Annotated in this window: 16 protein-coding genes; 9 read left to right on the top strand and 7 right to left on the bottom strand. The window is 66.4% G+C overall.

The annotated features are described in order from the left end of the window. Window positions 1-32: 32 nt before the first annotated feature. Complete coding sequence (locus QRN11_RS06670) at window positions 33-422, bottom strand: DUF3499 domain-containing protein (protein ID WP_091418436.1); 390 nt, start codon at window positions 420-422, stop codon at window positions 33-35. Between the two features lie 119 nt (window positions 423-541). On the opposite strand from QRN11_RS06670, the gene QRN11_RS06665 reads away from it, so the two are divergent. Next, on the top strand, window positions 542-1,054 hold the full coding sequence (locus QRN11_RS06665) for a metallopeptidase family protein (protein WP_285250338.1): 513 nt from the start codon (window positions 542-544) through the stop codon (window positions 1,052-1,054). A gap of 47 nt (window positions 1,055-1,101) precedes the next feature. Here QRN11_RS06665 and QRN11_RS06660 read toward each other — a convergent pair whose 3' ends face one another. From QRN11_RS06660 to QRN11_RS06650, 3 genes are read right to left on the bottom strand one after another with little or no spacing between them, the layout of a single operon-like run. Then, on the bottom strand, window positions 1,102-2,775 hold the full coding sequence (locus QRN11_RS06660) for a DUF5719 family protein (RefSeq protein WP_285250337.1): 1,674 nt from the start codon (window positions 2,773-2,775) through the stop codon (window positions 1,102-1,104). Beyond that, window positions 2,768-6,097 carry a glycosyltransferase gene (locus QRN11_RS06655; protein ID WP_502935015.1) on the bottom strand — a complete coding sequence of 1,110 codons (3,330 nt, stop codon included), beginning with the start codon at window positions 6,095-6,097 and terminating at the stop codon, window positions 2,768-2,770. Before QRN11_RS06655 ends, QRN11_RS06660 begins: the two co-directional genes overlap by 8 nt. Before the next feature lie 29 nt (window positions 6,098-6,126). Further along, entirely contained in the window at window positions 6,127-6,660 is a 534-nt protein-coding gene (locus tag QRN11_RS06650; protein WP_285250336.1) for a WhiB family transcriptional regulator, read from the bottom strand. Window positions 6,661-7,052: 392 nt separating this feature from the next. On the opposite strand from QRN11_RS06650, the gene QRN11_RS06645 reads away from it, so the two are divergent. Then, window positions 7,053-7,751, top strand: coding sequence for a TIGR03089 family protein (locus tag QRN11_RS06645; RefSeq protein ID WP_285250335.1), 699 nt, complete (start codon window positions 7,053-7,055; stop codon window positions 7,749-7,751). A 21-nt stretch (window positions 7,752-7,772) separates the two neighbouring features. Here QRN11_RS06645 and QRN11_RS06640 read toward each other — a convergent pair whose 3' ends face one another. Continuing rightward, the gene (locus QRN11_RS06640) at window positions 7,773-8,342 is read right to left on the bottom strand and encodes a GtrA family protein (RefSeq protein ID WP_091418444.1); all 570 of its coding nucleotides are present in this window, start codon (window positions 8,340-8,342) and stop codon (window positions 7,773-7,775) included. Window positions 8,343-8,517: 175 nt separating this feature from the next. On the opposite strand from QRN11_RS06640, the gene QRN11_RS06635 reads away from it, so the two are divergent. From QRN11_RS06635 to manA, 4 genes are read left to right on the top strand one after another with little or no spacing between them, the layout of a single operon-like run. After that, a complete protein-coding gene (locus QRN11_RS06635; protein WP_285250334.1) occupies window positions 8,518-9,714 on the top strand; it encodes a 5-(carboxyamino)imidazole ribonucleotide synthase in 1,197 nt (398 codons plus the stop codon). Next, window positions 9,711-10,295 (top strand): 5-(carboxyamino)imidazole ribonucleotide mutase, encoded by a 585-nt coding sequence (gene purE, locus QRN11_RS06630; protein WP_091418447.1) that lies wholly within the window; start codon window positions 9,711-9,713, stop codon window positions 10,293-10,295. The genes QRN11_RS06635 and purE overlap by 4 nt, the downstream gene beginning before the upstream one ends. Before the next feature lie 10 nt (window positions 10,296-10,305). Next, window positions 10,306-11,982 carry an LCP family protein gene (locus tag QRN11_RS06625; RefSeq protein WP_285250333.1) on the top strand — a complete coding sequence of 559 codons (1,677 nt, stop codon included), beginning with the start codon at window positions 10,306-10,308 and terminating at the stop codon, window positions 11,980-11,982. Between the two features lie 37 nt (window positions 11,983-12,019). Beyond that, a complete protein-coding gene (gene manA / locus QRN11_RS06620; RefSeq protein WP_285250332.1) occupies window positions 12,020-13,267 on the top strand; it encodes a mannose-6-phosphate isomerase, class I in 1,248 nt (415 codons plus the stop codon). Between the two features lie 102 nt (window positions 13,268-13,369). Here manA and QRN11_RS06615 read toward each other — a convergent pair whose 3' ends face one another. Both QRN11_RS06615 and glpX read right to left on the bottom strand, forming a co-directional pair. Beyond that, window positions 13,370-14,425, bottom strand: coding sequence for a lipid II:glycine glycyltransferase FemX (locus tag QRN11_RS06615; RefSeq protein ID WP_285250331.1), 1,056 nt, complete (start codon window positions 14,423-14,425; stop codon window positions 13,370-13,372). 85 nt (window positions 14,426-14,510) lie between these two features. Beyond that, a complete protein-coding gene (glpX, locus tag QRN11_RS06610) occupies window positions 14,511-15,533 on the bottom strand; it encodes a class II fructose-bisphosphatase (protein ID WP_170850736.1) in 1,023 nt (340 codons plus the stop codon). Window positions 15,534-15,769: 236 nt separating this feature from the next. On the opposite strand from glpX, the gene QRN11_RS06605 reads away from it, so the two are divergent. The 3 genes from QRN11_RS06605 (at window position 15,770) to QRN11_RS06595 (ending at window position 18,579) form a co-directional block, all read left to right on the top strand. Continuing rightward, complete coding sequence (locus tag QRN11_RS06605; protein ID WP_285250394.1) at window positions 15,770-16,450, top strand: DUF4245 domain-containing protein; 681 nt, start codon at window positions 15,770-15,772, stop codon at window positions 16,448-16,450. A gap of 10 nt (window positions 16,451-16,460) precedes the next feature. Beyond that, window positions 16,461-17,075 carry a carbonic anhydrase gene (locus QRN11_RS06600; RefSeq protein WP_091418458.1) on the top strand — a complete coding sequence of 205 codons (615 nt, stop codon included), beginning with the start codon at window positions 16,461-16,463 and terminating at the stop codon, window positions 17,073-17,075. A 76-nt stretch (window positions 17,076-17,151) separates the two neighbouring features. After that, window positions 17,152-18,579, top strand: coding sequence for a class II fumarate hydratase (locus QRN11_RS06595; protein WP_285250330.1), 1,428 nt, complete (start codon window positions 17,152-17,154; stop codon window positions 18,577-18,579). Window positions 18,580-18,663 lie beyond the last annotated feature (84 nt).

Genomic DNA, 18,663 nt, shown 5'->3' with positions numbered 1-18,663 from the left:
AATTGCAGCTTCCAGCGTACCGCCAGATGCGTTCAGGACGGTTCCCGGAGGACGCGCAGGTGGCCGCGCCGGGTACCTTCTGCTCCAGCCGGTGCCTCGAGGGCTGAGTGCGGTCCGCGCTTGGCTGGGGTCGACGGCGGCTGGGCCGGCAAGGCAGCGGCGTCCCGCACCGCATTGGCCAAGGCCAGCAGGTCATCGGGGCCCGGCTGCTGCGGAGTGGTGGGCATGGCCAGGCGCAGGACTTCCCAGCCCCGGGGAACGGTCAGGGAGCCTGCATGCTGCTCGCACAGATCGTAACAATGCGGTTCAGCGTAGGTGGCCAGCGGACCAAGGACTGCAGTGGAGTCGGCATAGACGTACGTCAGGGTAGCCACCGCTGACTGGCGGCATGCAGATCTTGAACACTGACGGATAGCTCCCACGACATCCCAGACTACTCGCTGCCCACCGCATATCGGCGCATTACCGCTTCGGGTCGACGCGCCCGTGAAGCCGGGGACAATGTATCGCGTAATTGTTCGCCCGGGTTTACAGTCGATGTATGCAGTCATCGAACCATGAATCAGGTTTTACGGTCCGGTTGGCTGACCTGGGTGCCGTTAAGGACCCGGGCACCGGAATGCCCGGCAAAAGCTTTATGGCCCGCCGCCGGAACCGGCATGGACGCGGTCTCCGTGGCGAAGTGATGCTCCCCACGCATCCCGGCTACCGCACGCGCTCTGACCGGTTCGATGACATGGTCCTGGACTCCGCCCAGCGGCTCCACGATATCTGGGGCAAGACCCTCGACGGCGTGCGGTTCGGCGTGGATGAGATCCCTCCGGACCTCGAACAGCTGGCAGCGAATTCGGCCCCGGCACCCATGGGTGCCTACATCCCTGCAACGGACCAGGACGGCCCCATGATCACGGTGTACCGGCGCGTGGTGGAGCAGACGTGCGGGGGCGTCGACGACCTCCAGGACCTGGTCCATGACGTGGTGGTGGAACACACGGCTGAAATGCTGGGTGTTGCCCCCGAAACGCTGGACCCCGTTTACCGGCGCCGGTACTGAGCGCCTCTACTAAGGGCCTGTACTAAGGGTCGGCTGAAGAGGCGTCGTCAGTAGCTGAGGGTCACGGGTACGGTTTCCTGTCCGGCAGCGGCCGGGAGGAATGCCAGTGACGAGATGTCGTCCCGGCCGTCCTGCTGCAGCAGCAGGGAACCATAGGCAGCGTCTCCTGACGCCGAGACCACGTAGCCGACGACGTCGGAATCGTCAGCCTTCTGAGGCACCGCGATGGAAGCCGTTGTTCCGCCGGCAATGTCCGCCGTGGCCGGCGCCCGTACTTTGCCGTCTGCGGTGATGGCCGAATACGTGATGGTGGCCCGGTTCTCCAGGGCACCAAAAACCAGGGTGCGCTGGCCGCCCGGCGGAACCGGGACCACGTGCTGGCTGCCGAGCCTGACTCCGGATGCAGCCCAGGCGACATCCACCGCTTTGCTGTCCTGGAGTCCGCGCGTAATCCGCGTACTGGCCACGAAAGTGACGTCCGACGATGCAGCCACCGTGTAGTGGCCGGCCGGGACCCCGGCGAGTGGAATTTCCGTGACCGCACCCGCTTTCGCGGTGATCACGCCGCCGGACGGCAGGGCCTTCTGGCCGTCCCGCCCGTACAGCTTGACCTCCACTACGGCGTCCGACGGTCCGGGAACGGTGAGTTGCAGGGCCGGTCCGGCGTCCTCATATCCGGACTTCGCCGTGAGCGAAGCAACCTGTCCCGCCTCCTGGATGTCGACGCCGGTCATCACCTGCCGCACAGCCGGTGCTGCACCGGGGGCTATGAAGTCCACACCTCCCGGGGTCAGTCCCCGCAGGACGCTCTGCTGGATGACGGCAGCGACCGGCCCGCCGGCGCTGCGGATATGCACGCTCAACTGGGCTTCACCCGGGGCGAGCCCGGCGAGAACTACAGCCCGTGAAGTACCGGGCGCCACGAGCAGGCCGCGGCTTCCCGGCGCCTGGATCTGTCCGTTGGACCCGAACAGCTCCAGGCTCACGGTGGCCGGTGTGGATGAAGCGTTGGTGAGCATCAGCACGGACGTGCGGCCCACCGTAGTACTGGCACCGGCGAGCCATTGGTCGTTCGAGGGCTGCTGGCAGTTCGCGGCTGCCGTCCCCTGCAGGTCGCCGTCGGTTGCCGTGAACTTCATGCCGGCCGCAGCTGAGGCCTTCTGGTTGGTGGTGGCATCGGCGCTGAGCACACTCACCTGGTTCACCTGCCGCCCTGCAACAACCCCGGCCAGGAGCTCCTGCGGAGCGCCGGCGGCAGCGGACGGGCCGGGCCCTTTGGCGATTTCGACGGCGGTCCGGCCGCTGAGTTCCGACAGGCGGCTTGCCGGCAGCACGCCGCCGGCACTGAGGACGGCGCCGGTGACTGTACTGGCAGCAGTCTCCGACTCGGGACTGAATTGCGGGTCCGTGCCCGCTTCCGTGCCTTCCAGCAGGCGGGCGGGTCCCGGGCAGACCCCGACGCTGGTCCCGGCCGGAACCGCGGACACCCCCGCGGGCACGCTGCGGCTGGAGCCGGGCTGCGGAAGGAAGGATCCGGCCGCAACCACTGCTCCCGCACCGGCCATGATGACCGCAGCCGACAGCAGCCCGGTCACGAGCGCTTTGCGTCCGCTGCCGGTGCGCTTCGCCGGGGCCGGGCTCCCCTCGGTTTCCTCGGTTTCCGCTTCCCCGCCGGCAGGCAGCGCGTGGGGTGCTGCAGGGTGAACAGGGTTGTTATGCATTCTGGCGTTCCTTACGCAGCGAGCCTTCATCCCGGGACAGGCCGGTCCGCTGGCGCCGGGCCGGCATGGGGATGGCCAGCATCACCGTCAGTCCGATGACGGCGGCCTGGGCGATCCCGGCCCACAGGGCGGCCGGGTTTTCGTACCGCACGCTCAGGTGTCCCGCCGTGGGCGGCAGTGTGAAAGCCTGTGACCATCCGGACGTGGTGGCTGTGAGCTTCCGGCCATCCAGCCACGCAGTCCACCCCGGATCTGCCCGCTCTGCGAGCACCACCAGGCGGCCCTCAGGACCCTCGGGAATGGGGGCGTCGACGTCGTCGTGGCCTGAAGGTACCAGGCCGATCGCGGCGCCCTTGCCATCAACAATCCTTACGCGCTGGGTGATGTCTGCCGGCTGCAGCGCCGGCTGGTTCAGCGGAGCGATGCGCCAGAGCCAGCCGACGTCGGTCTGTCCTACGGCAATAAGCCCCGGCACCGCATCCATCCTGCTGGCGGTCAGTTGCGCGGCGGTATCGGCGGCCCGCAGCACCACAAAGCCGGCGCCCAGTTGTTCGAGGTCGGTCCGGGGATCCACGCCCTGGCCTGCAACCAGGGTGGCCACCACACGGCGGACTGCGGCGGTGACCTCGTCGTCGTCCCGGACTGCTTCGGAGCCCGGGGCGCCCAGGATGTTCCGCGCGGAGGCGATGGCGGAGAGGCTGTCCAGCGTGGTGCCCGCACCACGCATCAACGAGGCGTCATAGGTGCCGTCGTCACGGGTGCTGATCAACAGGGTGCGTGTCTGTTCGGGGCCGGTCCCCCTGTCGATGGCCGTTGCCGGGAGGATACGCCGGCCCGCGGCTTCCACCAGGCGGGGTGTGCCCAGCGGTGCACCGGCGTCGGCGGGCGCCTGGGACGTCACGGCGGACGTTCGAAGAAGGTTTTGCGCCGACCAGGCCGTCATGCCGGCCAGGGGTCCTGCAACAAGGAGCACCGTGCCCACCGCTGTGGCGGACCGCAGCGTCAGCTTGTGCTTCGTGCCCATTGCTGCAGCCCTGTCTGCACGGCCAAGGAGCTGTTCCGCCCCCAGCAGGGCGGCGCCCAGGAAGGCAAAGGCCGCGGCAGAAACCGCCGGCCCGGGGAAGGCAGTCACCATGGTGTTGGCATTGATGCCGGCGGCCACGTTGCCTGCGAGCCATCCACTGGCAAGGGCAATGGTGGCAATAACCCACAACAACCGGGCAATTCCGGTCCGCTGGCCCGGCAGCCATAGTCCGGCCACGGCCAGGAGCAGGACCGGCACGGCCACCAGGAACGCCAGCAGTGATGCCCACGGCAGGGTGCCGTCGGCGAAGAACGGGAGCCCGGAGAGGCCGCCGTCGGGGCCGAACTCGAGCGGCTGTCCGAGGAGCTGCTGCCACAACGGTGCGGCGTCAAAGGCCAGCGGCACGCCGGGGTCTGCCAGTAAGGCCCGGGGCCGGTCGAGCGTGGAAAGTCCGAAGGGAATGAACAGGGCGGCCGTGGGCAGCAGTGCCCACCAGACCGTGCGCCCGCGGCGTCCAAGGAGGAGCCCGCAGAGCACTACTGCCACGGTGGCGGGAATGAGCAGGGAAGGCGCGGAAGCTGTCACCACCGCCATGGCCAGGCCTGCTGCTGCCGCCGCGGTCCAGGACGGCATCCCGTTGATCCCGGGTTTAATTGGCGGCCTGTCGGTGAAACGGCGGTCGCCGGGAGCCGGGGCCTCAAAGCGGCCTTGGCCCACGGCTGAACCGGTAGCGCGCAGCAGGGCAAGCGCCAGGAGGGGAACCATGATGTGGGCAATGAGGGCCCCTGCCCGGCCCTGGTTCAGTGCCACCTGCAGGGCGGGAGCACCGGCCCAGAAAAGTGCCGCCACCAGGCGCAGCCGGCGGCGGACCGTCAGTCCACCGGCAGCAAACCAGGCGGTCAGGCCGGACAGCGGCGTGCTGAGCAGCAGCAGCCAGGCCATGGCCGCATTGGCGTCGCCGCCACCGAGTACGCCGAGGACCCAGAGGACGTAGCCGAAGGGGTCGCCGCGTCCCGGGAGTCCGGCGCCCAGTGAGATCCACCAGCTGGACGCGTGGTGCCAGATCTCACCCAGCCCGGCGGAAACGGGGATCAGGGCACCGCCTGATACTGCAGGGGCTCCGAACAGTCCGGTCAGGCCCAGCAGCGACGTGACTGAGGCGATGATAATTGCGGCCAGCGCGCCGTTGCCCACCCAGCCGCGTTTACTGGTGGCCAGCGCCGCGAAGTCGTCCGAAGCGTCACCGGTGGGCTGATGCGCCAGGGGGTCGTGTTCGAGGTGGTCAGCTGCAGTGGTGTCCGACCCCAGGGCTTCCATCAGCGAACGCCTGTGGCTCCAGACCTCCCGCCTCGGTGTCTGGAGCTTGCGGATGACGGAGCGCCTGATCCGGCGTGTCCTCCGGGCGGTCCGCCTGGCCTTCAAAACAGCGCCCGGCCTGGCCAGCGCAGCGAACGTCGCAACGAGCTGCGTAATGCCGTGCCCGGGATCCTTAACGGCAATGCTCAGAACAAATTTGAAGATGCTTCCCAGCAGGGCGGCCGCAGCGTGGACAGGAACCATCCACAGCGGTGCATGCTTCAGGCGCAGATGGACCTGTGCTTTCCGGGCTGCCGCAGCATTCCCCAGCGCATGGGGCCGGTGGGCAACGTGGAACATCGTGGCTGCGGGAACTACCACCACCCGGTGTCCGGCCAGCCGGTTCCGCCAGCAGAAGTCGACGTCATCGCCGCTGCCCGGCAACGCGGGGTCGAAGCCGCCCAACTGCTCCCAGATGTCTCGGCGGACCAGCATGCCCGCCGAGTTAACGGCGAAAGTGTCCGTGCGGCCGTCGTATTGCCCCTGGTCCAGTTCGTCGGCGTCGATCAGTGTGAGCCGTTCGGCCCAGCGGCTCGTTGACAGGCCGACGTCTATCAGATGGCGTTCAGCGTGCCAATCCAGTTGCTTGCAGCCGGCGACAGTGACAGACGGTGCGCGTTCAACAGCGGTGAGAAGCTCAGCGAGGGCTTCCGGGGCGGGTGCGGCATCATCGTGGAGCAGCCAAATCCACTCCGGCCCGCCCACGCCTGGCTCGCCGCGCCAGGGGGCGAGCCGGGCGAGGCCGGCGGACACGGCAGCGCCCATACCGCTCTTCCCGCGGTGGCTGACGACGTGCGCCCCACCCAGAGCCTGCTGGAGGAGGACCTCGGAATCGTCGCGGGAGCCGGTATCGACCCCGATGACATAGTCCGCGGGCCGGGTCTGGTCCGCCAGTGCTGCCAGGGTCCTGGGGAGATAGGCACTGCCGTTGTGGGCAACCACAACGGCAGTGACGTGAACATCCTGATGAATTAGATTGCTCGCTTCCTCAGCCGCCGGCGCTCACGCTCGGACAGGCCTCCCCAGATGCCGAACCGTTCGTCGTTTGCCAGCGCGTACTCAAGGCATTGCGACCGCACGTTGCAGGCACCGCATACTTTTTTCGCGTCGCGGGTGGAACCGCCCTTTTCGGGAAAGAATGCCTCCGGGTCCGTTTGGGCGCACAAGGCGTCCGTCTGCCAGCCAAGCTCGCCTTCGTCATCAAAGTCCTGCTGGAAGGGCAGGCCGATCCAGACCGGCTGCGCCGTTCCGGCCGCCGCCAGTTCCATGGGCGGGTCCAGCTCGTCCTCAAGGTCCCCACCGCCATCCAGGAGGGCCTCATGTGCGGCGAGGAATGCCGTGGCCTGGTCCTGGAGGAAGTCCTTGTTGTTCGTGTTGTACCGCTCCGCCGCATCAGGGTCGGCAGGGTCAACGTACCAATCGCTCGGCACCCCCCGCGAACGGTATTTCGCCGTTGCCTGACCGGCGACGACGGCATCTTCCTGGATACGCTCTGCTTGCCCCACGGCGACCCTCCTGATGTTGCAGCGACTGCCTGGATACATGGACACTCGGTTGTGTGCCGGTATTTACGCAGTTGCCTTTAGTTATCTAATTACACGCGTGTAACTAGGGTGAGTCAAGCCGCTGCCCGGATAATAATCAGTAAATCCTGCGAAGTTTCGCACGCCACGCCCGGGATTTTCTGCGGCTCCGGCGCCACAGCGGCGCCGAGGGGGCGAAAAGTAGGCGCCGGAATGCCAAAAGGTCCCAGTTGGTGCGGAAAATAGCCGCTTTTCACCAAAATAGCAAGCACGCTTAGCATCGGAAGTGATAAAGATCACAGCGGCACTGGTACGATGGAACCAGGCTCGAACGACCGGATGACCCGCCGAGCGGCGGGTGGCAGGATTGAGCCATGAATACCCCCGCAATCGATCTGATGACCAGCCTTCGCTCCGGCAATTCCACGGCCCCGCGGCTCACCTGGTACGGCCCGGACTCCGAGCGCGTGGAATTGTCCGGAAAGGTGCTGGACAACTGGGTGGCCAAAACCAGCAACCTGCTGCAGGACGAACTGGACGCCGGGCCCGGCATGCGGCTGGCCCTGGACCTTCCGGCGCATTGGAAGTCCATGGTGTGGGCGTTGGCCGCCTGGCAGCTCGGCCTTGAGACCGTGCTGAACGGGGAGGAGGCCGATTTCCTGGCAACCGCCGCGCCGGATGCGGTGAACGGAAAGTACGACGCCGTGGTGGCAGTGGCGCTGCCGGCGCTTGCCATGCGGTGGGACGGCGGACTTCCGGCCGGCTTCCTCGACTACGCGGCCGAGGTGCGCTCCCACGGGGATGTTTTTATGCAGCATGTCGATCCGGATCCAGCCGCCTGCGCCATCGTGACATCTGACGGGCGCCGGCACCTCCACCAGGACCTGCTGGACGGCTTCGCGGCGCCTCATGAAGAGGGCGTCCGGCTTCACGTGGCGGGCGGCGCCGGGCTTGAGGCGGCGTTGGCCGATGCACTGGGCGCCTGGCGCCGCGGAGGCTCAGTGGTGCTCACGCACCCTGACGTTGCGGACACCGGGAAGCTGCTCGCCGCGGAACGCATCCACGGCAGCTGAAGGCTGGCCCGGGCCGCGCCCCTACTTTTGGGGCTGGGCGGGGTCCCCGGCAAAAGGCTCGGGCTCCGCCACATCCGCATGGGCGTGCGCACCTTTGGCATGGTGGAGTTCGATGAGCTCGTGGTCGTGCGAGAACTCGGGCTCCTGGTCCAGTTCCTGGTTGAACACCAGGAACCGGTAGGCGAAGAACCGGACCACTGTTGCTACCAGGATGCCCACAACGCCGGCAAGGAAGAGCAGGTTCTTGTCCGTGACGCCCAGCCCGTACTTGGCCAGGGCGGTAAATCCGGTGGAAATCCCGATCCCGATGCCGTTGATGAGGATGAACATCAGGAACTCGCGCAGCACGTTGGCCTGCCGGCGGTGCCGGAAGGTCCAGAGACGGTTCGCGATCCAGGAAAAGATTGTGGCCACCGAAGCACCCACAAAGCGGGCCTTGGCCTCGCTGTCCGACATCGCTCCGTGCATCAGGAAATACGTGAGGCCGTTATCGATGACGAATGCCACACCGCCGACGGCACCAAACTTGGCCACCTCACGCCAGAAAAGCGAGGCGAGCCCCCGGATGCGATCTGAAAGTGCGCTAAACATGACCCTCCATGGCCGTTGAAACAATGGGCCACACGGCCAGAGGCCTATTTTAGCCCCCAAAGCTGGACGGAAGCCCCCCAAACTTGCTCCATCCGGCGGCGCGTGCGCCGAAAAACTCAACCGCCGCCCCGACCCGAAGGCGGGATACCCGGCGGTTTTCGGTAGGCTGACCCATGTGACTTTTCCAGTAATAGGTGTGGTTGGCGGCGGCCAGCTTGCCCGAATGATGGCCCCAGCGGCAACAGCACTCGGCTTCGAACTGCGCGTCCTTGCCGAAAGTGACGACGTTTCAGCCGTGTCTGCAGTGTCCTCCTCGCCGGTGGGCGACTACAAGGACTTCCAGACCCTGCTGGAATTCTCCAAAGGCCTGGACGTGATGACTTTCGACCACGAACACGTTCCCACGGCCCATCTCAGGGCCCTGCAGGAAGCCGGCGTCAACGTACAGCCCGGCCCGGACGCCCTGGTCCATGCCCAGGACAAACTCGTCATGCGCGCAGCCATCGACCGCCTCGAACTGCCGAATCCGGTCTGGGCTTCCGTCGCCGACGTGCCCGCACTGGTCGCATTCGGCGAGGAGACCGGCTGGCCGGTAGTCCTGAAGACGCCGCGCGGCGGCTACGACGGCAAGGGTGTACGGATCATCTCCTCCGCCGCGGAGGCTGCCGAAACCAGTGACTGGTTCGAGGCTATGAGCCCCCTCCTCGCCGAAGCAAAAGTCGAATTCACCCGGGAACTGTCTGCGCTGGTGGCGCGCACACCGGACGGGGAAGCCCGGGCGTGGCCTGTAGTACACACTGTCCAGGTGGATGGCGTGTGCGACGAAGTCATCGCTCCCGCCCTCGATATCCCTGTGGAAGTTGCCGCTGCGGCCGAGGATGCCGCGCTGCGGATTGCCAATGAACTCGGAGTGACTGGCGTCCTGGCGGTGGAACTCTTCGAAACGCCCGGAACGGGTGCCGGCTTCCTGATCAACGAACTGGCGATGCGGCCGCACAACACCGGGCACTGGACCCAGGACGGTGCGGTGACGAGCCAGTTCGAGCAGCACCTCCGGGCGGTCCTGAATCTGCCTTTGGGCGCCACAGATGCCCTGGCACCGGTTGTGGTGATGAAGAACTTCCTGGGCGGAGACAACCAGGACCTGTTTTCCGCTTACCCGCTGGCCCTGGCCAGCGAACCGGCCGCCAAGGTGCACTGCTACGGCAAATCCGTGCGCCCCGGCCGCAAGATCGGCCACGTCAACCTGGCGGGCACGTCGACGGCGGACGTTGACTCCGTTCGACGCCGGGCCGCCGTGGTGGCAGGCATCATCCGGGACGGGCGGGTGCCGGCAGAAGAACCGCCAGCAATTCTTGAGGAGAACGCATGAGCGCCGAAGCTACCCCGGCCCGAGGCACCGCAGCCAGCCCTCTGGTAGGCCTGGTGATGGGTTCGGACTCCGACTGGCCGGTAATGGAAGCGGCAGCGGACGCCCTGGCGGAGTTCGGCATTCCCTTCGAAGCCGACGTTGTCTCGGCACACCGGATGCCGATGGAAATGATCCGTTACGGCCAGACAGCGCACGAGCGCGGTTTGAGGGTCATCATTGCCGGCGCCGGTGGCGCCGCCCACCTTCCAGGCATGCTGGCCAGTGTCACACCGCTCCCGGTGATCGGAGTGCCCGTTCCCTTGAAGACCCTGGACGGTATGGACTCCCTGCTCTCCATCGTGCAGATGCCTGCCGGTGTTCCGGTAGCCACGGTTTCCATCGCGGGAGCCCGCAATGCCGGACTCCTCGCAGTCCGGATGCTGGCAGCAGGCACTGATGAGCTTGCCGCCTCGCTGCGCGCCGACCTTATCGAATTCGCCGCCGACCTCAATGCCGTGGCCACCCGCAAGGGGGCAAACCTCCGGCAGAAGGTCAGTGAGGTCTTCGCAGAGGGAAACGGAACGCTCCGGGGCAGCCGTTAGGGAGGCGGCCATGTCCAGCAGCAAGATCCAGCAGTCCCCCTCGGACACTGCCATGACCGACCCCGTCCGCTACCCGGTGAGCGCCTCACCCCAGGTCCGGACCAAACGCGGCTTTGTGCTGGTCCTGATGACGCTCCTGGTGCCCGGCAGTGCCCAACTCGTAGCGGGCGACCGCAAACTCGGCCGGGCTGCGCTGCGCGTAACCCTCTGCGCCTGGGCAGCCCTGGTACTGGCCGTCATCCTGCTGCTGGTCAACCGGAGCCTGCTGATCAGCATCATCACCAACCCCCTCGCCTCCCTGGCCATCATCATCGTGATCGCGGCGCTGGCCGTTGGCTGGGCCATCCTCTTTATCAACACCCTGAGGCTCATCCGCCCGGTACTGCTGGCGCCGCCCGCCCGTCCCGCCGTCGTGATTGCCCTGGTGCTGGCGATGGTGCTGGGAAGCGGCTCGCTGGGCTACGCCGCCTACTTGCTAAACGTTGGCCGGAACGCCATCGGCAGCATCTTCTCGGCCGGCCCCGCCATGGAACCGGTGGACGGCAGGTACAACTTCCTGATGATGGGCGGCGACGCCGGGGATGACCGGACCGGCAGGCGCCCGGACAGCCTGTCCGTGCTGAGTGTCGATGCCGAGACCGGCCAGACGGCCATCATCTCCATCCCCCGGAACTTCCAGAACGCCCAGTTCAGCGCGGACTCCCCCATGCGCGCCATCTACCCCGACGGGTACGACTGCGGCGACGCGTGCCTGATCAACGCCATCAACACTGAGGTCACCAACGAACATGCGGACCTCTACCCCGGCGTAGCGGACCCCGGTGCGCAGGCAACCCTGGAAGCAGTCTCCGGAACCTTGGGCATGGACATCCAGGCCTACGTGCTGGTGGACATGGACGGCTTTTCCAAGCTCATTGACGCCATGGGCGGCATCCGGATCAAGGCCGGCGGCTGGGTGCCCATTAGCGGGGAAACCATCGACGAGGCCAACGGCATTCACGGCATGCCGCTGGGTTGGATCCCGGCCGGCGACAACACCCTCGACGGCTACCACGCCCTGTGGTACGGCCGCTCGCGGGAATTCGTGGACGATTACGCCAGGATCGCGCGCCAGCAGTGTGTCCAGCAGGCCATGCTCAAACAGCTGGACCCGGCCACCCTGCTGGCCAAGTTCGAGGACATCGCCAACGCGGGAACCAAGGTTGTGGACTCCAATATCTCCTCCTCGCAGCTGGGCAGTTTCCTGGATTTGGCCATCAAGGCAAAGGGCAAGGAAGCCAAGCGGCTCACCATCGGCCCGCCGGACTTTGACGCCTCCTTCTCCACGGTTCCGAACTTCGACATCATCCACGAGCGTGTGGACCAGCTGCTGGCCTCGGCCTCGGATGCCCAGTCTGCAGGAACCGCCGATGACATGCTGGTGGTTCCGGCGGCCGCCTCCGGGCACCTGCAGGCGGCGCCCGCTCCCGCGGCGCCCGCACCCGCAGCGCCCGCCGCTGGAGCGCCGGCTGCAGGGGGCGGAATCCGGACCCAGCAGTCTCCTCCCTCGGCGGACTTCACGCCGGTGACCACCACTCCGGACGGTGAACCCATCACCGAGTCCCTGCTCAACGGGCTCAAGCGCCAGGGCGACGAACAAGCCATCCGTGAACTGGTGGCGACCAACGGCCAGTGCGCCCCCTTGTAAGCCCACTTTCCCTCCAGACCTAGGAACGGACACCAACTTGTACGAGATTGAGAACGTCCTCCGGGATTACGCCTGGGGATCAACAACGGCCATCGCGGCCCTGCTGGGACGCCCCGAGTCCGGCCGCCCCGAAGCCGAGCTGTGGATCGGCGCGCACCCGGACTCACCCTCCGTGGCCCGCGTTCCGGAGGACGGCTCCGCCACTGCCCTGGACGCACTGATCTCGCGCGACCCCGAGCATTTCCTCGGCTCCGACTCGGTGGCGCGTTTCGGCCCCCGCCTCCCCTTCCTGGCCAAGGTCCTGGCTGCCGCACAGCCGCTGTCCCTGCAGGTCCATCCCAGCCTTGACCAGGCGAGGGCCGGTTTTGCGCGGGAAAATGCGCACGGCCTCGCCCCTGACGCCCCCAACCGGAATTACCGGGATGACAACCACAAACCGGAGATGATTTTTGCCCTGACGCCGTTCGAGGCGCTTTGCGGTTTCCGCCCGGCAGCCCGGACCCGCGAAATCCTGCAGCATGTTGCGGCAGCCTTTGATCAGGTGGAAGGCGAGCCACCCGCGCTGATCGGTACCCTGCTCGAGGATCTCCGGGCGGCTGATGAAGGGGCCGGCCTGCGGGCCGCTTTCGAGCGGCTGATCACCGGCGGCCAGTCAGTAGCTGACGACACCGCCCAGGTGGTTGCCGCTCTGCTGGCCGGAGCTCCGCTGGCACCCTACGAAACCGAACTGGCCACGGTCATCAGCCTCAATGAAAAGTACCCGGGTGACCCCGGGGTGCTGATCTCGCTGCTGCTCAACCGGATATCGCTGGAGCCGGGCGAGGCCGTCTTCCTGCCGGCGGGGAACGTGCACGCGTACCTGCACGGGCTTGGCGTTGAAGTGATGGCGTCCTCCGACAACGTGCTGCGCGGCGGGCTCACACCCAAGTTCGTCGACGTCCCGGAATTGCTGCGGACCATCGACTTCCAGCCAGTGGCCGTGCCAATGCTTCAGGCCGAGCGGACCGTCATGGACCAGGAGCTTTTCCGGCCGCCCTTCGAGGAATTCCAGCTCCAGCGGATCGAGCTCGCACCGGACGCGGGCCCCGTTCCGCTGGCCCAGTCCGGCGCCGCCGTGGTGATTGTGGTGGCCGGGGACGTCTACCTGGACTCTCCCAAGGGCGATCTGCAGCTCTCGCGCGGCGGCAGCGCCTTCCTGCCGGCCGCCGAGGCGCCCGTCAACGTCCACCCGGTAGCCGGCAGCACTGAACCCGCGCTGGCGTTCGCCGTCACCACTGGCCTTTAGCAGCCTGCTCAGCAACCGGCGGCTGCCAGGCAAGCAAAGAGCAAAGGGCGACGGCGGCACCCCACGTGGGTGCCGACGTCGCCCTTTTTCTGGCCTGCTTCGTCAGTTGCCCGGGCGCAGCCGCTGGATCAGTGGCCGGATGCGGCCCGCCGCGGTCTTCAGGAGCCGCCTCCCCTGCTGCAGACCTCGGCGGGCCAGCGGCATAGCCTGGGCGTAGGCCGGATAGAGCGGTGAGAGCGGCTTTTCCCACGTACCCAGGAGCATGTTTTCGTGCTTGGCGAACTGCTTCTTGAAGTCGGAGATACCGTCGTTCAGGAGGCCGTTGAAGTCGTAGCGGGAGCACCCGTCTTCACGCATGGCCTGCAGGGCGGCCCATTTCACCCCATAGTTCACGCGCTGCTTCTGGCCTTCGGCAGAGACCCCGCCATACAGCTCGAAAGCCGTGGACCCGCTCCTGGCCAGCCAGACGAAGGCCAGCATCTGCTCGCCGTCGAACGCGGCGATGACCGGGGACCCATCCCCCATGTTCTTGAAGATGTCGCGGTAGTACTGGTCCTCATGGATGCCGAAGCCGGCGCGCTCGGCCGTCTCGTGGTAGATCGCGAGGACCTGTTCAAGCTCGGCCTCGTTCTTGACCTTGCGGAACTCGACGTCGCTGCGCATGGCCTTGCGGATGTTGGCCCGGGTGGACTTGGACATCTCCGCCATCAGTTCGTCGTCTGTCCTGGAGAGGTCCAGGATCAGCGTCCGCGGGATCAGCACGGTGTTGGTGGTGGGCCGGAAGCCGGCGGAGGCTACCGCGCCGGCGAAGGCGGAGTCCTGATCCCAGTCGGGTTCGATGCTCAACGCCACAGCCTGGTGGCGCGCGGCTGCATGGTCAGCCAGGCTGGCCAGTACGGCCGGGGCGTCCTCCACCGAACACATCGGGCCGCGGGGGACGTACGCCAGGGCGCGGAAGGGGAACGGCAGCCTCCGGACCAGCAACTGGGCGCAGCCCACGGTCTTGTCGCCGTGGTTGACCAGCACCCGTTCCACGGACCAGCCGTGCATTGCCTTGGTCTCGCCCCAGCCCCACAGCTGCTGCGGATGTCCCTGAAATTGGTCAACATATTCGTCCCAGAGGGCGCGGTCAGTACAGGGCACAACAGCAGGAATCATGGCTTCAACCCTATACCAAGGCCTGAAACGGCAGATCCCCGGAGCACGCTGCGCGCTCCGGGGATCTGTGTCGGGCAGGAAGGAATCAGCTCTTGCGGGCGTACCCTTCCCACTTGCTGGCCTGGTGCTCACCCTCCACAAAACGGATGGTGCCGGATTTGGACCGCATCACGATGGACTGAGTGAGGACCTTGTCCTTGGAGTACCGGACGCCCTTGAGCAGGTCGCCGTCGGTGATGCCGGTAGCGGCAAAGTAGCAGTTGTCGCTGGAGACGAGGTCGTTGGTGGACAGGACGCGCTCAAGGTCGTGTCCGGCGTCGATGGCCTTCTGCTTTTCCTCGTCGCTGGTGGGCCACAGGCGGCCCTGGATGACACCACCGAGGGACTTGATGGCACAGGCTGCAACGATGCCTTCGGGGGTTCCGCCGATACCCATCAGGGCGTCCACGCCGGTACCGGAGCGGGCGGCTGCGATGGCACCGGCAACGTCGCCGTCCATGATGAATTTGGTGCGGGCGCCGGCCTCGCGGATTTCCTCCACCAGCGGGCGGTGGCGGTCGCGGTCAAGGATCATGACGTTGAGCTGGTTGACCTTGACGCCCTTGGCCTTGGCGATCAGGTGCAGGTTCTGCTTGACGGGCAGGCGGAGGTCCACCATGTCAGCGGCCTCGGGGCCGGTGACGAGCTTTTCCATGTAGAACACAGCGGAGGGGTCGAACATGGAGCCGCGTTCGGCCACTGCCAGGACGGCGAGGGCGTTGTTGATGCCCAGGGCGGTCAGGCGGGTGCCGTCGATGGGGTCTACGGCCACATCACATTCGGGGCCTGTGCCGTCGCCGACGCGTTCGCCGTTGAACAGCATGGGGGCTTCGTCTTTTTCGCCTTCGCCGATGACCACAACGCCGTTGAAGTGGACCGTCTGCAGGAAGGAGCGCATGGCGTCAACGGCGGCGCCGTCGGCCGTGTTCTTGTCGCCGAAGCCAACCCAGTGGCCGCCGGCGATTGCCGCTGCCTCGGTAACGCGGACAAGCTCAAGGGCGAGGTTGCGGTCCGGCTCGTCATTGCCCACAGCCAGGGACGGGGAGATCGTGGAGTACTTCTGGGTCATGGACGCTGGTGACACGTGAACCTCTTCTTCGAGTGGCGATCATTGAACCCGCTCCGCCGGAACAGCGAACGCGGTGATTCCTCTGATATCGATCATAGTCGCGGCACCGCCCTCGGGCTGCGGCATGACGCGGCGGCGCAATGTACCCGCGCGCGCTGCCGCAGACAGGGGCCGGCGCCGCCTGGGGCGAGTGTGAGTTGTTCACCGGCATAGGGGACTATGGAGGGGTGAGCGAAATGCAGGAAAAGACCAGTCCCACCCCCGAACCGGCCGGATCCGGAAGCAACAACGGACCCGGCGTGCAGGGAGGGCAGCCCCCGGTTAAGCCTGTGATTCCGGCTGCGGCAGCGAAGCGGGCCAACGCCTCGGTGATCGGGATGATCATTGCCCTGGCGGTCAGCATCGCGGCCTTCCTGCCCATCGTCCTGATGAACCCCTCCCCCAAAAATGACGGCTACCGCCCGGACATCGACGTCAGCGCCGCAGCCCGCAACGCAACGGATGTGGCAGGATTCACACCGGTGGCCCCGGACACGGGCAACACCTTCCGGCCCAACTACGCCCGCTGGGAAGCCGGCACGGGAAGCGGCGTTCCCTCGTGGGACGTGGGCTACATCACGCCCAAACAGTCCTTCATCGGACTCATCCAGACCCGCGCTGCCAACCCCACCTGGCTCCTGCAGCAGACAGAAAATGCACCGGTCACCGGATCCCGCAATGCCGGCGGGCAGGAATGGGAACTCCGGGATACCGGCAAAGGCGAAAAGTCGATGGTGCTTGCCTACCGCGGGACTACCGTCATCCTCTCCGGCGCCGCCCAACTGGACGAATTCGCCACCCTGGCGGACGCCGTCGTGAAGTCCATGGACAGCAATCCTGCCGTCACAGTTTCACCTTCGGCCACCACTGCCCCCTAAGGTAAGCAGGGTGACTACCTATCTGACTCCTGCCCTTGCCTGGCGCCGGATGCGCGAAGGAAATGAACGCTTCGTCGCCGGCGAATCCTCCCACCCGAACCAGGACTCCTCGCGCCGGTCCTCGCTCGTGGAGAACCAGCACCCTTTCGCCGTGATTTTCGGCTGCTCGGACTCCCGGCTCGCAGCAGAAATCATTTTCGACGTCGGACTCGGTGACGTTTTTGTGGTGCGCACGGCAGGCCAGGTCATTGACGACGCCGTCCTCGGCTCGCTGGAGTACAGCGTGGGCGTGCTCGGGGTGCCGCTGATCGCCATCCTGGGCCACGACAGCTGCGGCGCCGTCAGCGCCACCAAGGCGGCAGTGGATACCGGCGAGATGCCTCCCGGCTTCATCCGCGACCTGGTGGAGCGCATTACGCCGTCGGTGCTTACCTCCATGCGCCAGGACAAGCACGAGGTCAACGACATGGTGGTGGAGCACGTCAAGCAGACGTCCGAGCGGCTGGTGGACAGCTCACGTGTGATTTCGGACGCAATCGAAAGCGGCCGCACGGCGGTCATCGGCCTCTCGTACAGCCTGGCGGAGGGGCGCGCCAACGTTGTTTCCGGGATCGGTGAGCTGTAGGGCGGGGGTAAAAACCCGCCCGTAGCATGCTCTTCACGGTTTTCGATGGGGTGCCGGATCGCCCTAAGCTAGCCCCATGACTTCCACTGAAGAGTTCCGCATTGAACATGACACGATGGGCGAAGTCCGCGTCCCCGTGAACGCACTGTACCGCGCGCAGACGCAGCGGGCAGTGGAGAACTTCCCTATCTCCGGCAAGACCCTGGAACGTGCCCACATTGAGGCACTGGCCCGGGTCAAGAAGGCGGCTGCCCAGGCCAACGCTGAACTGGGTGTGCTCGACGGCGAGCTTGCCAAGGCCATCGCAGACGCGGCGGATGAGGTGGCTGCCGGAAAGTACGACGGCGACTTCCCCATCGACGTCTTCCAGACCGGTTCCGGCACGTCCTCGAACATGAACACGAACGAGGTCATCGCCGAGCTCGCCTCGCGTGCCCTGAAGGCCGCCGGCAGCGACAAGGTTGTCCACCCGAACGACCACGTCAACGCCTCGCAGTCCTCGAACGACGTGTTCCCCACGTCGGTGCACGTTGCCGCGACCTCGGCACTGATCAACGACCTCATTCCGGCCCTCGGCTACCTGGCCGAGTCGCTGGAGCGCAAGGCCGTGGAGTTCAAGGACGTTGTTAAGTCCGGCCGCACCCACCTCATGGATGCCACCCCGGTGATGCTCGGCCAGGAGTTCGGCGGCTACGCAGCACAGGTCCGCTACGGCATCGAGCGCATCAACGCCTCTCTCCCCCGCGTTGCCGAAGTTCCGCTCGGCGGCACGGCCGTGGGTACCGGCATCAACACTCCGGCCGGCTTCCCGGAGCGCGTGATCGAACTGCTGGCCACCGACACCGGGCTCCCGCTCACCGAGGCCCGCGACCACTTCGAGGCCCAGGCCAACCGCGACGGCCTCATCGAAGGGTCCAGCCAGCTGCGCAACATCGCCATCTCCTTCATGAAGATCAACAACGACCTCCGCTGGATGGGCTCAGGCCCCAATACCGGCCTGGGCGAGATCGCCATCCCGGACCTGCAGCCCGGTTCCTCGATCATGCCCGGCAAGGTCAACCCGGTCATCTGCGAGGCGTCCATCATGGTGGCCGCCCAGGTCATCGGCAACGACACCGCCATCGCCTGGTCCGGCACCAACGGCGCCTTCGAGCTGAACGTGGGCATCCCGGTGATGGCGTCCAACCTGCTCGAGTCCATCCGCCTGCTGGCCAACACCAGCCGCGTGATGGCGGACAAGATGATTGACGGCATCACGGCCAACGTGGAGCGTGCCCGCTTCCTCGCCGAGGCTTCCCCGTCCATCGTTACGCCGCTGAACAAGTACATCGGCTACGAGAACGCAGCCAAGATCGCCAAGACGGCTGTTGCCGAGGGCCTCACCGTCCGCCAGGCCACCGAGAAGCTCGGCTTCGTGGGTGACGGCGAAGGCAAGGTTTCCGAGGCCGACCTGGACAAGGCCCTGGACGTCACCACCATGACGGCTCCGGCGCACAAGGCCTAGCACCGGGACTTACACTCCAAGTACGACGGCGGCCGGTACCTTTCGCACGAAAGGTACCGGCCGTCGTCGTACTGCTTTCTCCCC

The organism is Pseudarthrobacter sp. fls2-241-R2A-168 (assembly GCF_030209335.1).
Classification (GTDB): Bacteria; Actinomycetota; Actinomycetes; order Actinomycetales; family Micrococcaceae; genus Arthrobacter.
The sequence above is the reverse complement of the archived record's forward strand: the minus strand, read 5'-3'. Positions and strand labels throughout refer to the sequence as shown.

Coding starts and splice junctions, on each gene's coding strand:
- QRN11_RS06665 (WP_285250338.1), top strand. CDS start 542: ATGCAGTCATCGAACCATGAATCAGGTTTTACGGTCCGGTTGGCTGAC.
- QRN11_RS06660 (WP_285250337.1), bottom strand. CDS start 2,775: ATGCATAACAACCCTGTTCACCCTGCAGCACCCCACGCGCTGCCTGCC.
- QRN11_RS06645 (WP_285250335.1), top strand. CDS start 7,053: ATGAATACCCCCGCAATCGATCTGATGACCAGCCTTCGCTCCGGCAAT.
- QRN11_RS06640 (WP_091418444.1), bottom strand. CDS start 8,342: ATGTTTAGCGCACTTTCAGATCGCATCCGGGGGCTCGCCTCGCTTTTC.
- purE (WP_091418447.1), top strand. CDS start 9,711: ATGAGCGCCGAAGCTACCCCGGCCCGAGGCACCGCAGCCAGCCCTCTG.
- QRN11_RS06625 (WP_285250333.1), top strand. CDS start 10,306: ATGTCCAGCAGCAAGATCCAGCAGTCCCCCTCGGACACTGCCATGACC.
- QRN11_RS06615 (WP_285250331.1), bottom strand. CDS start 14,425: ATGATTCCTGCTGTTGTGCCCTGTACTGACCGCGCCCTCTGGGACGAA.
- glpX (WP_170850736.1), bottom strand. CDS start 15,533: ATGACCCAGAAGTACTCCACGATCTCCCCGTCCCTGGCTGTGGGCAAT.
- QRN11_RS06605 (WP_285250394.1), top strand. CDS start 15,770: ATGCAGGAAAAGACCAGTCCCACCCCCGAACCGGCCGGATCCGGAAGC.
- QRN11_RS06595 (WP_285250330.1), top strand. CDS start 17,152: ATGACTTCCACTGAAGAGTTCCGCATTGAACATGACACGATGGGCGAA.